Origin of the sequence: Helicobacter mehlei, assembly GCF_007280785.1 — a bacterium.
In the GTDB taxonomy this organism is placed as follows: domain Bacteria; phylum Campylobacterota; class Campylobacteria; order Campylobacterales; family Helicobacteraceae; genus Helicobacter; species Helicobacter mehlei.
The window spans coordinates 1-13,817 of the sequence record NZ_VKGC01000014.1 but is presented as its reverse complement, the minus strand read 5'-3'; the positions used below and the strand labels follow the sequence as shown (position 1 = coordinate 13,817).

Below are 13,817 nucleotides of genomic sequence, written 5' to 3'. Positions count from 1 at the left end.
CAATGATGAAAACAGCGGATATCCAGCAACTAATGGCATCTTTTGATAAAACTAATATTAGTTACATGAAACTCAAACTCGAACATGTTGAATTGGTGTTTGACAAAGCTTCTAGCCGTAAAGTAGCCCCTGCCCCTGTTGAAGTGGCTTCCAATGTCCTACACACCCCTATACAATCCCCCACAGCCACCGCCTGCGCGCTCAACACCACGACTGGAGCGACCAGCACACATACCTTAGGTAATCCCACAAGTGCTAAGGAGGATTATATTCTTTCGCCCATGGTGGGGACTTTCTACCACCGTCCTTCTCCCAGTGCAAGTCCCTATGTCAGCCCGGGGGACACCATTAAAAAAGGGCAGGTGATTGGCATTGTGGAGGCGATGAAAATCATGAACGAGATTGAAGCCGAATGTGATTGTAAGATTCTATCCATTGAAGTTGAGGATGCCACAGCGGTGGAATACGGCACACAACTAGTTAAGATTGAAAAACTCTAGGAATAGGCATGAAAAACTTACAACGCATTTTGATCGCCAATCGGGGCGAGATTGCTCTGCGTGCGATTCAGACCATTGCCGAAATGGGGAAACAATCCATCGCCATTTATTCCATTGCTGATAAAGACGCACACTATCTCAACACGGCCAGTGCCAAAGTGTGTGTGGGTGGGCCCAAGTCCAGTGAGAGTTACCTAAACATCCCAGCCATTATCAGTGCGGCCGAGCTCTTTGAAGCCGATGCGATCTTTCCGGGTTATGGCTTTTTGAGTGAGAATCAAAACTTTGTGGAGATTTGTAGCCACCATGGCTTAGAATTTATCGGTCCTAGTGCGCAGGTGATGGCTTTAATGAGCGATAAATCTCAGGCTAAGCGGGTGATGAAAGAGGCGGGGGTGCCCGTAATTGAGGGGAGCGAGGGGACTTTAAAAAGTTACGCAGAAGCCCAAAAAGTCGCCCAAGCAATCGGCTTTCCGATCATGATCAAGGCAGCTAATGGCGGGGGTGGGCGGGGCATGCGCGTGGTCGAAGATCCTAATTTGCTCAAAAATCTCTACCTAGCTGCTGAGACAGAGGCTTTAAGTGCCTTTGGAGATGGGAGTGTTTATATTGAAAAGTTCATCAAAAATCCTAAGCATATTGAGGTGCAGATTTTAGCCGATAAGCATGGGAATGTGGTGCATGTGGGCGAGCGGGATTGTTCCACCCAAAGACGGCAACAAAAGCTCATTGAGGAAACTCCAGCGGCGATCTTAAGTCCCTCTGTGCGCCAAAAATTGCTAGAAACTGCCATTAGGGCTACTAAACATATTGGGTATGTGGGGGCAGGGACTTTTGAGTTTCTGCTAGATGCCAACGGGCAAGATTTTTATTTTATGGAGATGAATACACGCTTGCAGGTGGAACACACGGTGAGCGAGATGGTGAGCGGGTTAAATTTAGTGGAGTGGATGATCAAAATCGCCCAAGGCGAAAAGTTGCCCCCTCAAGATCAGATCATCTGCCAAGGGCATGCCATTGAGTGCCGGATCACTGCTGAGGACCCTAAGAATTTTTACCCCAGTGCTGGGCGGATCACCTCTTGGATTGCCCCGGGGGGAATTGATGTGCGCTTGGATACCCATGCCTATGCGGGTTATGTAGTGCCGACTTTTTATGACTCCATGATTGGCAAGCTCATCGTGCATGCGCCCAGTCGCGATCAAGCCATCTTGAAAATGAAACGCGCCTTGAGAGAGTTTTATGTGGAGGGGATTAAGACGACCATTCCCTTTCACTTGGACATGTTGGACAATCCCGACTTTAGACACAATAAAATCCACACGAAGTACTTAGAGAAATGAGGAAGCCATGTATGCTGATAAAATCCAAAATATAGCCGAATCGCAAACCATTGCGATCACCACCCTAGCCCAAGAGCTCAAGGCTCAAGGCAGGGATATTTTAAGTTTTAGCGCGGGGGAGCCCGATTTTGACACGCCCAAGAGTGTCAAAGAAGCCGCGATGTCAGCTATCCAAAAGGGCTATAGTAAATACACCCCGGTGAAGGGAATCCCCGCACTTTTAGACGCGATTTCATGCAAATTTAGGGAGGAAAACCAGCTGGATTATAGCCCTGGTGAGGTGATGGTGAGCAATGGGGCTAAACAGTGCTTGTTTAATGTCTTCCAAGCCTTGCTCAACCCCCAAGATGAAGTCATCATCCCTGCACCCTACTGGGTAACTTACCCCGAATTGGTGCGCTATAGCGGGGCTAACCCGGTTTTTATCCCCACCAACGCCCAAAGTCAATTTAAGATCACTCCCGATCAGCTCAAAAACGCCCTGACTCCCAAGAGCAAAATTTTAGTGCTCACCAGCCCTTCTAACCCAACCGGCATGGTCTATAGCCAAGAGGAGTTACAAGCCCTAGCCCAAGTGCTACAAAATACCAATGTTTGGGTATTAAGTGATGAAATTTATGAAAAGTTGGTCTATGAGGGGTCATTTTATAGCTTTGGGGCTATAGAGGGCATGTTGGAGCGCACCATTAGTGTGAATGGCTTGAGCAAGGCTTTTAGCATGACAGGCTGGCGTGTAGGTTTTTTAGGCACTAAGGATAAAACTTTGCTCAAACACATGGTCGCTTTGCAAAGCCATAGCACATCTAATATCAACTCTATCGCCCAGCATGCGGCTTTGAGTGCCTTAAGCGGAGTGGCGCGCGTGGATGTGGAACGCATGCGCCTAGCCTTTGAAAAACGCCGCGATCTCGCCTATAATTTGATCAGCCAAATCCCCGGGATTAAGGTTTCCAAACCCCAAGGAGCTTTTTATCTCTTTTTTGAGATTGGACAAAATAGCTTGGACTTTTGCCAAGACTTGTTGGAAAAAGAGGGCGTGGCTTTGGTGCCCGGTATAGCCTTTGGCATGGAGAGTTTTGTGCGCCTCTCTTATGCTTGTTCGGAAGAACAAATTAAAACCGGGTGCGAGCGTCTAGCACGCTTTATGCATGGCGATTAGCCAATTTTAGCTACAATGAAACCAGCAAGATTAGAAAGGAGTCCTGTGTCTGAACCAGTTCTAATTTTAGACAAGCTGTCTAGACAAGAGAGATTGCTTTTATTCCATTTGCTCCAAGCCTTGCACCAGCGACCCGCTCTTGATCTAGATTCGCAAAGTTTATCTGCTCTTAGTCCATTGGGTGTGGATGCCCTAGTGCGTTTTTTAGAAAAAGCCCGTGGTTTTAGCCTGTTGTTAGAGGAGGAGGCAAACCAGCACCACTACCCTCTTTTTAGTATGCTCCATTTGAATCGCAATCGGCTGTCTTTAAGACTTACACTCAATCCAGCATGTGCCGGTATTTTGGAGTCTTTGCCCTATACCCTCTCGGATTTACAAGAGTTGCAAGCGTTGAGCCGACAATATAGCAAAACACTTTACCGCCTTTTGCAACACTCCAAGCACATGCACATGGTGCGTTTTGAGTGGGAGGACTTTAAAAAGCGCATGGGAATCCCGCCCAGTTGTAAAAGTAACTACGCCTATAACCAGATTTTGCGCCCCGTGCTCCTAGAGTGCAAACGCTACACTATTAGCTTGTGCCAACTGAGCATGTCTAGGTCTATTAAAAATAAGTGTTTGCACTTTGTAGATTTTAAGTTCAATACCCGCTCGCCCGTGTTGCACCGCCAAAACAAACTCGATTCTCTAGCCAAACAACTAAGTGCCCAGCTTGAATGCGATCAATCTTTGAGTTTTGAGATCATGAACCCCAAGCCTAGAAGTGTCAAAGAAAAACACCATCTCATTAATTTGCACAATCATGGCTGTAGCCTCTTGGCCACTTTTTATAACCAAAGCGCACACCAAGAGTGGGGCATGCACTTTGAAAATTTAGAAAGCTTGTTGGGTTATATGCGATCTAGTCAGGATCACCTATGAGTTCCGGGCTAGCCGGGGTCGTGGCAGGTTCTAGCGCGATCTGCCAGTGTGCAGATGGCTTAACCTACCGGGGTTATGCCATTGAGGAGTTGGCTTCTTTGGCTAGTTTTGAGGAGGTCGCACATTTACTCTTAGTGGGGCACTTGCCCAACCAAGCCCAGCTAGAGAGTTTTAAAACGCAGTTGCAACAATACCGCGAATTACCCATGGGCGTTAAAAAGACTTTGCGCGCGCTAGGCTCAGGGCATCCGATGGATATTTTGAAAGCGGGTGTGGTGGCTTTGGGGTGCATGGAGGCTGAAAGCTTGGATTTTAGTGATCAATATGATAAAGCCTTGCAAATCTTAGGGAGTCTGCCCTCTATACTCTTGTATTGGCACCATTACCACAAGCATGGCAAAGAAATTTCTTTGCAAGATCATACCAGCACGGCACATTTCATCCTAGAACGCTTAAGAGGGCAAGAACCTTTGTGGGTGGAAGTCAAGGCGATGGATGCGATGCTGATTTTGTATGCCGAACATGGCTTTAGTGCTTCCACCTTTGCTAGCCGCATCAGTGCCTCCACCCTCTCTGATCTACACTCATGCGTGGCAACTGGGATTGGCACGCTCAAGGGACGTTTACATGGTGGGGCGAATGAATGGGCGATCCAGTTGATGCTAGAATACTCCAGTGTAGAGGAAGCCCTCAAGGGGATCACCAAACGCCTAGCCAGTAAGGAAAAAATCATGGGCTTTGGACACCGCCTTTATAAAATCGCTGATCCTAGAAGTGCAGTGGGCTTGGAATTAGCCCAAAAGCTTAAAGGTTTGGGCGATCCCAAGCTCTTTGACATCGCTCTAGCCATCAAAGATCACATGCAAAAAGAGAAAAACTTGCCTGATAATATTGACTTTTTTGGCGGGCTAGTCTATCACTACCTCAAGCTCCCGCGCCTTTATTACACTCCTCTTTTTGTGATGTCGCGTGTGGCGGGCTGGATTGCCCATGTCTTTGAGCAACGCGCAGATAATAAGATCATCCGCCCTAACTCAGACTACACTGGTCCGGCCAGGTGTTCTTTTAAGCCTATTGCTTAATGCTTAAAAGGGTCTCGATCATCCGATCGATGGCGGTGATAACTTTGGCATTGGCGGCGTAACCGCCCTGAAATTTGATGAGATTGACCATCTCTTCATCGGTATTTACAGCAGAGATGGAGTCATGCTCTTTTTTCACCACTTGCAAAACCGCATCCTTGCTCTCTAAGGTGCGTTGCGATCGCTCTGCCTCTGTGTGGATCTTACTCGCCACAAACTGGTAGTATTCCTCAATGGTCATCGGTTTATCGTTAAATTTGCTTTGATAAAAATCCACTTTATCGTATTGGAGCTGTTGCATCATGTTGGCTACGTCAAAGTTACCCTTGATAGGTGCAAGCCATGGGCGTAAGGCTGTGGGCTCTTTTTTGTAAGTGTCGTTGATACGGATATCCCGAGCACTGCTCCCCTCAAAAAAAGTATTCAAGCCTAAAGCACCGGTAAAATTGGTCCCATGATCCTTGATGGACACAAAAAGACCTTGTGATCCGTTTTTGGGTTGGATACTGAATTGTTTGGCTTTATTATCAAAATGCGCCACAAAATAATCATCAAAATCATTGGTTGTGTTGTTATCGTGGTTATCATCGCTGTTGGCGTTGATCTGATCGATCACATCGCGCATGGTGGTGATCGGGCTGATTTGAATCGTTTTTTTGGCGATGACCTGCCCATCGGTGTTGTAGGCGATCAAATCAAAACTCCCACTCTTGATGTTGTAATGGGTGTCCTTGAGGGCTTGATCATCTTCAAAATTGACGACCTTGCCCTCAATGCCGTGGCTAGCACTTTGGGCATAAATGGCATTGGTGGCTTCAATAAAGCCCTTAGCAAAGGTATCAAGGGCATCTAAATAATTTTGCAATTTGCCCTTGATTGTGCCATTGGAGCCATCATTATAAACCCCCATTAGTGCCCCAGCTTTGCCCTGATTGATCTTATCGGTGATATTGACCACCTTAAAATCATCGCCCCGAAAATAGATTTGTGCTAACTCGTTGGCGTTGTCGTTATTCTCCACAACCAAAGGGTGGAAGATGGGTCCATCCACGATATTAAACCCGTAGGCGACATTGAAAACATACCCATCATCAAAATCAGCCGCCTTAATGTCGTTGATCGAGTTGGTTTGCACATGCTTTTTAGACACATTCCCCCCGATGAGCTCTTTTAAGTGGAACTCTAATTGATCGCGTTTGTCGCGTAGCTCGTTGGCTTGTTTGAGCATTTTAGGGTCTTCCATCTCTTTGAGGTGGCGGTTGATCTTGGCGATCTCAGAGCCTAAGCGATTGACTTCTTTGATCGTGCTGACCAATTCGTGGCTGGCTTTTTTTTGCAAATCCAACAAGCGCGCGCGCGTGTCGTGGATATTTTGGGTTAAAGTTTGGGTTTTTTGCACCAAGGCCTGTTTTTGGGCGGGCTCTTTGGCATTTTTGGCTAAGTCCTTCCATGCGTTAAAATATTCCTTTAAGTCGCTATAGATCCCCACTTCGTCCATGTCGGGGAAATAAGAGGAGGCTTCGCGCAAATTGTCAAATTGGGTGCTATAAAAGGTGTGTTCTTGGTTGGCGCGTGCATATCTGGCAAAGACAAAATCATCATGTACGCGCTGGATGGTCTGCACATCCACGCCCATATTCACATTGCGTTCGGCATAGCCAATGGATGTTTGTGGCGTGGCGATCACGCGCTGGCGACTATAAAACTCATCGTTAGCATTAGAGATGTTGTTACCCGTAACATCCACCATCACTTGGTGGGCTTGCAAACCGGTGTAGGAGGTATTTAAAGAAGAGAGGATTCCGCCCATAACCCCCCCCTTAAGCTTGGACTTGCAAAAAGCTACTAGCGATCGTTTTTTGCTTGTAGTAGCCCGTGCTTTCATGTGGGATAATCTGTTGCATCAAAGAGGAATAAAACTCTGAGAGGGCAAAAACCACCCGGGCATAATCGGCATTGATCTCTTTGAGCGTACCTAAGAGAGTGCGCATTTGCTTTAAAAGCACCGATCCACGCTCATCTAAGAGCTCGGGCAAGGGTTTATCGGGGTTTTGCTCCATCAACTTGATCATCTCTTGATCGAATAAACACTTACAAGTCTCAAAAGATTGGATACGCTCTTGTTTGAGCGCATTGCGTGCAAAGATCACTTCGTGTTTGGCAAGTTTGACATCTTCCAAATCCTGAGTGGTAAAATCAATGAGAGCTTGCAAATCCGCTACAGATTGTTCAAGATAAGTATAAAGCATGATCACCCCTTAAGATTTGGAATAGCCAAACTCAAGGGAGACCCTTAGTCTGACCCTCCTAGCTAAGCAAATCCTGTGCCATCTTATGGGAGGTTTTATCTAAATCCACTTTGTAATTCCCCTCTTCAATGGCTTTTTTGATTTGGGTGGCCTTGTCGCTAGCATGGGTTTCTTGCTGGAGCTGGCTATCCTCTGGACTCTTGGCAGGTGTAGGGTTCTCATGGACGCTATTATTGGCAACATGCGACACACGAGGTTGTGTATTTCCGATAGAATTAAGCATGCCGTCCTTCCCAATTTGGTTTAGTTTAACCCAATCGGCTAAAATAGCAAAATTTTTAGCCCTAAAATTTTTTCATGGATTTATCGATCTCATCGCGTAGTTGTGTCGGGGTTGTGCGTAATCCCTTGTTATCTGAAAAATCAGCAAATGCACTTGTAGGTCCATGGATAGTCCAGATCATCAAGCCTGATAAAACGATGCAAAAAATCAAAAAAGTAGCGGTGGGCACAAGCCAAATCTGCCAGCGCGATTCTTTAAAATTTCTTTTCACTGCGTGTCCTCCAAAAAAACATGGATTTATAAGTTATTCTACAATATAATGACCTCTTTAGTTAATTAAAGGGAGATGCGTGATTGGCAAAGCAATTCTAGCTTGGGCGTGTTGTGCGGGATTAGGGTTTGGTGCGGTAGCAGAGCAGTTGGTGTGGGAAAAGGGCATGACCTTGTTAAGGTTTTTGGATAAAAATAACATCGATTCCAAAATCTATTACAATCTTTCTTTTCAAGATAAAGAATTGGGCACCGAGATTAGAGCCGGTATGCCCTACTATGTACTCAAAGACGATCAAGGGAAATTACTGCAGGTGCTCGTGCCCGTGAGCGAAGCGGTGCAGTTACGCTTGAGTCGGGATAAGACAAGCGATCAATTTCACTTAGACTTTATCCCCATTGTTTTCACCACGGTTCAAAAAAGTCTCTTTATGCGGGTTAAAAAATCTCCCTATAGCGATATTTTAAGAGTGAGTGGGAATGCCCACCTAGCCAAAGAGTTTATCGCCATCTATAAAAAAACCATCAATTTTAAACGGGTGATCAAAGGCGATCAACTAGGAATCATCTACACCCGTAAATACCGCTTGGACAGGCCTTTTGGTTCGCCTAATATCAAAGCGGGTATGGTCGAAACCCACCGCAAAAGCCATTATATCTTTGCTTATAAGAGCAAATATTACGATGAAGAAGGTAAGGAGGTGGTGGATTTTCTCTTGGAAACGCCCGTGCGCTATTCGCGTGTTTCCTCTAAATTTTCACAAGGGCGCATGCACCCCATTTTAGGCGAAGTGCGCCCGCATTATGGCGTGGATTATGCTGCCAAACAAGGGAGCTTGATCAAATCTGCCACCGATGGCTACATTGTGTCTATTGGGAGGAAGGGGGGGTATGGGAATGCCATTGAAATCAAGCATGGCAATGAATTGCGTTTGCTGTATGCCCATATGAGTTCTTTTGCCAAAGGTCTTAAAATGCATAGTTATGTAAGAAGGGGGCAGGTTATTGGCAAAGTCGGGAGCACCGGACTTAGCACAGGCCCACACCTACATTTTGGCGTGTACAAAAACAACCGCCCCATTGATCCACTCGGGCGTATCCGCACGGCCAAGAATCAGTTAATGGGCAAAGAAAAGCATCTCTTTAGCCAAGCGATCCAGCCCTATAAGGATATTTTAGAAGATGCGCGATCCTTTGAATACGCCCAAAAAGAAACCCCTAAGATTACCTATTAATGCCTAAAATCGCCTATAGCAATATCCAAGTCATCGATTGCCCCAACTCTCTTTATTTCAAGCCCAAACGCATTCTTTATGAAGAGGAAGGCGTATCCAAAAGCTGGGACATGGTTAGGGTGCATGATAGCGTGGCAGTCCTACTCTACCATATGCAGAAGCAAAGCTTTGTGTTGGTCAAGCAATTCAGGCCCCCGGTTTTTGTGAGCGCGTGTCTGTATGGCGGGCAAACCCATGATGGCTACACCTATGAGCTTTGCGCCGGGATTGTGGATAAGACCCATAAAAGCATCGAAGAGATTGCATGTGAGGAAGTTTTGGAGGAATGCGGGTATGAGGTTACGCCCAGCATGCTCGAAAAAATCGGTGTCTTTTACAGCACAACGGGCATTAGCGGGAGCAAGCAGACCATGTTTTTTGCCCCTATTGCTCAAGAACACTACCGACACAAGGGCGGGGGCGTGGGGATTGAAAATATTGAGCTTATCTATCTTCCACTTGCTGAGACTGAAGGTTTTATCCAAGATGAACAAAAATGCAAGAGTATTGGGCTGGGCTATGCGCTGACTTGGTTTCAAAACTATTGCAAGGATCGCCATGCTTAAAAGGTGGTGTCTAGGCTTTTTGGGTTTTAGCTTGGCTTTTTTGCACGGGATGGCCTGGAATGAAGTCCTCAAAATCAACATCGATGCGGTGGATACGCATAAAAAAATCGTGCGTTTCCAAGCCTATAATCTCAAAGTGGGCGAGACCGGCTATATTTTGGCCAAATTGACCGACTACAATGTGATTGCCGCTAAGGTAGAAGTGGTGAATGTCCGTGATGGGGTAGCTTTTGGCAAATATGGGGAATATAGCGTGATGAAACAACGCCATTTGCCCACCCCTAGAATGGTGCCCAAAAAAGGCTACATGGCAATTTTTAGAGAATTTAACCATCAAGCCTTTTTGGTCGCCCCCGACTCGCATTTGTATGAACAGATCAAGGATCATTATCCAGACATCAACTTTATTAGTTCTGATCTGCTCATGCTCTTTTTTAATGGATTTGACCCCTCAGCGCGATCTTTTCGAAGGGCTTGTGATATTTATAGTGTGGGCTTGCTCTTTTTGGTGAGTACGGATCGCCTCAATATCTTAGATTGCCAAAGCTTTGCGGTGCTAGAGAGTCAAAAACTCGATACTTCCAAGGTCCGCCGCACTTCTGCCCCCTTTTTTTCGCGCGTAGAGGGCGTGGATCGGGGCACTTTAGGTAAGGTGCTTTCAGGAGGCAAGTCCAAAAATTACTTTAGTTTTTATGACAACTTGCTCAAAAAAGAGGCTCAAAAAAGATTAGAACATGCCGTTAAGGCTGAGCAAAGACGTGAATATGAGATGGAAATGAGAGAGGCTAAAAGTGCCCAAGAAAAGAAAAGCGTGAGGGAGCAATACAAAAAGGAGAAAAAAGAGGACAAAGAAAATATCACCCCCAAACTCTCCAAACAAGAAAAGGACGAGGAAAAGAGCTTAGATCAAGTGGGGGCTCAAGAGAGGGCTAAAGAGGATTTGGAGGACAAAAGAGAATACCAAAAGGAATTAGCCAAAGAAAAGGCAGAGCAGAAAGCCCAAAGAAAAGCCAAGAGAAAGGCTAAAAAAGAGGCGAAAGAAAAACTCAAGCAAGAGCAACGTTTAGAAAAAGAGCAGGGAGATCAAAACCCATAAGGAGCGTCCATGCTAGAGCCTAGCCATGCCAGCTATCTTAAAAATTTGGTCGGGGAGGGGAACTTCTATGATGATTCCCCACACCTTAGTGCCTACGCCTACGATGCCACCAAAGAGCGTTATTTGCCCGATGGAGTGATCTTTGCTAGAGATGAGCACGATATTAGCCAAATTTTAGCTTATTGTAACATGCACAAAATTATTGTCGTGCCCAGAGGGGCGGGAAGTGGTTTTACTGGGGGGGCTCTGAGTGTGCGTGGGGGGCTGATCTTGAGCTTGGAGCGCATGGATCAAATTTTAGAGATTGATGAAAAGAATTTGATTGCACGGGTGCAACCCGGGGTGATCAACAAACATTTTCAAGAGGTGGTTGAAAAACGTGGGCTGTTTTACCCCCCCGATCCAGCTAGCCAAGATCAAAGCACTTTGGGGGGGAATGTGAGCGAGAATGCCGGGGGGATGCGTGCGGCCAAATATGGGATCACCAAAGACTATGTGATGGCTTTAAGGGCTGTGTTGCCCAATGGGGACATTATCCGTGCGGGCAAAAAGACGATTAAAGACGTGGCTGGATTCAATGTGGCTGGGATTTTGATCGCTAGCGAGGGGTGCTTGGCTGTGATCACCGAGATGACCTTGAAGCTCTTAGCCAAACCCAAGTTACGCCAATCAGCGATGGGTGTTTTTAACAGCATCAAAGAAGCGATGGAGGCGGTGTATAAGAGTATGGCTAGTGGGGTTACCCCTGTGGCGATGGAGTTCTTAGACAACTTAACCATCAAGGCGGTCGAACAACGCTTCAATAAGGGGTTACCCATCGGGGCTGGGGCAATTTTGATCACCCAAGTAGATGGGAGCGTGCCCGAGCAAATCAGCTGGCAACTCCAAGAGATTGAAAAGCATTTTAGGGAAAATGGGTGTGTGGATTTTAAAATCGCCCAAACCCCTCAAGAAGAAGAGAATCTTTGGTTTTCACGGCGCAACGCCTCTCAGAGTATCAGCGTCTATGGCAAGAAAAAATTAAACGAAGATGTTACCGTGCCCCGCGCTAGTCTGCCGGCCCTGCTTGAAGAAGTGGGGCGTATCAGTGTAGAATATGGCTTTGCTATCCCGTGTTTTGGGCATACTGGCGATGGGAATGTGCATGTGAATGTGATGGTGGCCAATCCCTCTGATCGAGCCCAGTTAGAGAAAGGACACCAAGCAATGGAGGCGATTTTTAAGGTAGCCATTGCCTTAGAAGGGACTTTGAGTGGGGAACATGGGATCGGGCTGTCTAAGGCTAAGTTTATGCCCCTAGCCTTCAATGAGTCCGAGATGGCACTCTTTAGGCGTATTAAACAAGCCTTTGACCCCAACAACATTTTAAACCCCTTCAAAATGGGGCTGTGATTTTAGCCTTTTTTAAACCCCCAAAGAGCTTCCCTAGCCCCTATCTAGCCTTGCGCACAGATGACAAGGGCTTAGTGAGCCTAGACTTTGTAACACAAGCACCAAGCACCCCAAAGCCTGATATTTTGATGCAGGCGGTGTTAGAGGCTTTAGAGGGCTATTTTAGTGGGGGGCTTAAAAACTTTGATTTGCCCTTAAGTCTAGAGGGTTCGCCCTTTGAAAAACAAGTTTGGCACGCCTTGCAAAATATCCCCTACGCCCAAACCCGCACTTACCAAGAAATTGCCCACGCCATTAACAAACCTAAGGCTTATCGCGCTGTGGGCAATGCAAACCACAATAACCCATGCCCCATTGTGATCCCATGCCATAGAGTGGTTTTAAAAAATGGCGCACTAGGGGGCTATGGGGGTGGGGTGGCGATCAAGGCTTGGCTCTTAGAGCATGAAAAAAAGGTTTTGGAGCAATGAAGTATTGTATTTTTCTACCTTGACATGCCTGCCCTACTTGGCTATCATAGTTATTTAAGACTAGGAGAGCGCATGCAAGGGAGTGATAGAATTTTTGTAGCTGGGCATAGGGGTTTGGTGGGGCGCGCGATGGTGGCGTGTTTGCAAGAACAAGGTTTTGATCACTTGATTTTAAAAACCCACTCTGAGCTAGATTTAACACAACAGAGTGCGGTGGAGCAATTTTTTGAGATAGAACGCCCCGACATCGTCATTTTAGCGGCGGCTAAAGTGGGGGGGATTTTGGCCAATCACACCTACCGCGCGGAGTTTATTTATCAAAACCTAGCCATCCAAACTAACACGATCCACTATGCCTACAAATATGGAGTTAAAAAACTCTTATTTTTAGGCTCCACTTGTATTTACCCTAAAGAGAGCCCCCAGCCCATTAAAGAGCAAGCCCTTTTAACTAGCCCCCTAGAACCCACTAACGAACCTTATGCCATTGCCAAGATCGCGGGCTTAAAGATGTGCGAAGCCTACAACGCCCAATATGGCACGAACTTTATCAGCGCGATGCCCACCAATTTATATGGCGAACACGATAATTTTGACCTACACGATTCGCATGTCCTGCCCGCACTCTTAAGAAAAATGCACCTAGCCCGCTTGTTAGAGAACGATCGCCTAGATTTGGTGTTGCAAGATTTGCAGATGTCTAGCCAACAAGAAGCCTTAAATCTCTTAGAACAACACGGAGTGAGCGCGCAGGGGGTGCGCATTTGGGGCAGTGGCGCGCCTAGACGCGAGTTTTTGCATGTGCGCGATTTAGCCCGGGGGTGTGTATTTCTCTTACAACACCAACAAGCTAGTGCTACACTCAACCATACCAATATTGGCACGGGGGAGGATATTAGCATTAAAGATTTAGCCAACTTGATTAAAGAGATTGTGGGCTTTAAGGGGGATTTAGTCTTTGACCCCTCTAAGCCCGATGGGACTTTATTAAAATGTAGCGATGTGAGCAAGATCGCTAATTTGGGTTGGCGCGCAAGTATCCCCCTAGAAGAGGGGATTAAAAATCTCTATGAATGGTATCAAAACAAGTAGGGCAATAAGATTAGGCGAGCTTGGGTTATCAGATTATGTCAAATGCCAATGCGTTTTCACACACGGGAATCTATGTGGGTGGGGGGCAGATTGTGCATTTGACCGGCAAATTTAATGGGA

General features: G+C 46.4%; 15 protein-coding genes. 11 read left to right on the top strand and 4 right to left on the bottom strand.

From position 1 onward, the window contains the following. The first annotated feature begins 5 nt into the window (after nucleotides 1-5). From accB to FNE76_RS05680, 5 genes are read left to right on the top strand one after another with little or no spacing between them, the layout of a single operon-like run. Nucleotides 6-500, top strand: a complete 495-nt coding sequence (accB, locus tag FNE76_RS05700) for an acetyl-CoA carboxylase biotin carboxyl carrier protein (protein WP_120948522.1) — start codon at nucleotides 6-8, stop codon at nucleotides 498-500. An 8-nt stretch (nucleotides 501-508) separates the two neighbouring features. Further along, on the top strand, nucleotides 509-1,843 hold the full coding sequence (locus tag FNE76_RS05695; RefSeq protein ID WP_120948521.1) for an acetyl-CoA carboxylase biotin carboxylase subunit: 1,335 nt from the start codon (nucleotides 509-511) through the stop codon (nucleotides 1,841-1,843). Nucleotides 1,844-1,850: 7 nt separating this feature from the next. Then, on the top strand, nucleotides 1,851-3,002 hold the full coding sequence (locus tag FNE76_RS05690) for a pyridoxal phosphate-dependent aminotransferase (protein ID WP_120948520.1): 1,152 nt from the start codon (nucleotides 1,851-1,853) through the stop codon (nucleotides 3,000-3,002). A 45-nt stretch (nucleotides 3,003-3,047) separates the two neighbouring features. Next, nucleotides 3,048-3,923 (top strand): replication initiation protein, encoded by an 876-nt coding sequence (locus FNE76_RS05685; protein ID WP_235852281.1) that lies wholly within the window; start codon nucleotides 3,048-3,050, stop codon nucleotides 3,921-3,923. Beyond that, nucleotides 3,920-5,005, top strand: a complete 1,086-nt coding sequence (locus FNE76_RS05680) for a citrate/2-methylcitrate synthase (protein WP_120948519.1) — start codon at nucleotides 3,920-3,922, stop codon at nucleotides 5,003-5,005. The genes FNE76_RS05685 and FNE76_RS05680 overlap by 4 nt, the downstream gene beginning before the upstream one ends. Here the strand turns inward: FNE76_RS05680 and flgK are convergent. The 4 genes from flgK to FNE76_RS08275 all read right to left on the bottom strand — a co-directional run bounded on the left by flgK (nucleotide 4,995) and on the right by FNE76_RS08275 (nucleotide 7,808). Then, a complete protein-coding gene (flgK, locus tag FNE76_RS05675; RefSeq protein ID WP_120948518.1) occupies nucleotides 4,995-6,815 on the bottom strand; it encodes a flagellar hook-associated protein FlgK in 1,821 nt (606 codons plus the stop codon). The genes FNE76_RS05680 and flgK overlap by 11 nt on opposite strands. A gap of 10 nt (nucleotides 6,816-6,825) precedes the next feature. Continuing rightward, on the bottom strand, nucleotides 6,826-7,254 hold the full coding sequence (locus tag FNE76_RS05670; protein WP_120948517.1) for a hypothetical protein: 429 nt from the start codon (nucleotides 7,252-7,254) through the stop codon (nucleotides 6,826-6,828). Between the two features lie 58 nt (nucleotides 7,255-7,312). Next, nucleotides 7,313-7,537, bottom strand: coding sequence for a flagellar biosynthesis anti-sigma factor FlgM (locus FNE76_RS05665; protein WP_120948516.1), 225 nt, complete (start codon nucleotides 7,535-7,537; stop codon nucleotides 7,313-7,315). Between the two features lie 61 nt (nucleotides 7,538-7,598). Further along, a complete protein-coding gene (locus tag FNE76_RS08275; protein ID WP_162983093.1) occupies nucleotides 7,599-7,808 on the bottom strand; it encodes a hypothetical protein in 210 nt (69 codons plus the stop codon). A gap of 79 nt (nucleotides 7,809-7,887) precedes the next feature. Between FNE76_RS08275 and FNE76_RS05655 the strand changes: the two genes are divergently transcribed. From FNE76_RS05655 to FNE76_RS05630, 6 genes are all read left to right on the top strand, one after another. After that, nucleotides 7,888-9,042 (top strand): peptidoglycan DD-metalloendopeptidase family protein, encoded by a 1,155-nt coding sequence (locus FNE76_RS05655; protein WP_120948514.1) that lies wholly within the window; start codon nucleotides 7,888-7,890, stop codon nucleotides 9,040-9,042. Beyond that, nucleotides 9,042-9,647, top strand: coding sequence for an NUDIX hydrolase (locus FNE76_RS05650; RefSeq protein WP_120948513.1), 606 nt, complete (start codon nucleotides 9,042-9,044; stop codon nucleotides 9,645-9,647). The genes FNE76_RS05655 and FNE76_RS05650 overlap by 1 nt, the downstream gene beginning before the upstream one ends. Further along, nucleotides 9,640-10,743, top strand: a complete 1,104-nt coding sequence (locus tag FNE76_RS05645; RefSeq protein WP_120948512.1) for a plasminogen-binding N-terminal domain-containing protein — start codon at nucleotides 9,640-9,642, stop codon at nucleotides 10,741-10,743. The genes FNE76_RS05650 and FNE76_RS05645 overlap by 8 nt, the downstream gene beginning before the upstream one ends. Before the next feature lie 9 nt (nucleotides 10,744-10,752). After that, the gene (locus FNE76_RS05640) at nucleotides 10,753-12,135 is read left to right on the top strand and encodes an FAD-linked oxidase C-terminal domain-containing protein (protein WP_120948511.1); all 1,383 of its coding nucleotides are present in this window, start codon (nucleotides 10,753-10,755) and stop codon (nucleotides 12,133-12,135) included. Then, nucleotides 12,132-12,605: a methylated-DNA--[protein]-cysteine S-methyltransferase gene (locus tag FNE76_RS05635; protein ID WP_120948510.1), complete on the top strand. Its 474-nt coding sequence runs from the start codon at nucleotides 12,132-12,134 to the stop codon at nucleotides 12,603-12,605. The genes FNE76_RS05640 and FNE76_RS05635 overlap by 4 nt, the downstream gene beginning before the upstream one ends. A gap of 72 nt (nucleotides 12,606-12,677) precedes the next feature. Next, nucleotides 12,678-13,697 carry a GDP-L-fucose synthase family protein gene (locus tag FNE76_RS05630; protein WP_143928416.1) on the top strand — a complete coding sequence of 340 codons (1,020 nt, stop codon included), beginning with the start codon at nucleotides 12,678-12,680 and terminating at the stop codon, nucleotides 13,695-13,697. Nucleotides 13,698-13,817: the final 120 nt, after the last annotated feature.

Bases quoted from the DNA above. Each gene is read 5' to 3' on its own strand.
- accB (WP_120948522.1), top strand. From the start codon at position 6: ATGAAAACAGCGGATATCCAGCAACTAATGGCATCTTTTGATAAAACT.
- FNE76_RS05695 (WP_120948521.1), top strand. From the start codon at position 509: ATGAAAAACTTACAACGCATTTTGATCGCCAATCGGGGCGAGATTGCT.
- FNE76_RS05690 (WP_120948520.1), top strand. From the start codon at position 1,851: ATGTATGCTGATAAAATCCAAAATATAGCCGAATCGCAAACCATTGCG.
- FNE76_RS05680 (WP_120948519.1), top strand. From the start codon at position 3,920: ATGAGTTCCGGGCTAGCCGGGGTCGTGGCAGGTTCTAGCGCGATCTGC.
- flgK (WP_120948518.1), bottom strand. From the start codon at position 6,815: ATGGGCGGAATCCTCTCTTCTTTAAATACCTCCTACACCGGTTTGCAA.
- FNE76_RS05670 (WP_120948517.1), bottom strand. From the start codon at position 7,254: ATGCTTTATACTTATCTTGAACAATCTGTAGCGGATTTGCAAGCTCTC.
- FNE76_RS05665 (WP_120948516.1), bottom strand. From the start codon at position 7,537: ATGCTTAATTCTATCGGAAATACACAACCTCGTGTGTCGCATGTTGCC.
- FNE76_RS05650 (WP_120948513.1), top strand. From the start codon at position 9,042: ATGCCTAAAATCGCCTATAGCAATATCCAAGTCATCGATTGCCCCAAC.
- FNE76_RS05645 (WP_120948512.1), top strand. From the start codon at position 9,640: ATGCTTAAAAGGTGGTGTCTAGGCTTTTTGGGTTTTAGCTTGGCTTTT.
- FNE76_RS05640 (WP_120948511.1), top strand. From the start codon at position 10,753: ATGCTAGAGCCTAGCCATGCCAGCTATCTTAAAAATTTGGTCGGGGAG.
- FNE76_RS05630 (WP_143928416.1), top strand. From the start codon at position 12,678: ATGCAAGGGAGTGATAGAATTTTTGTAGCTGGGCATAGGGGTTTGGTG.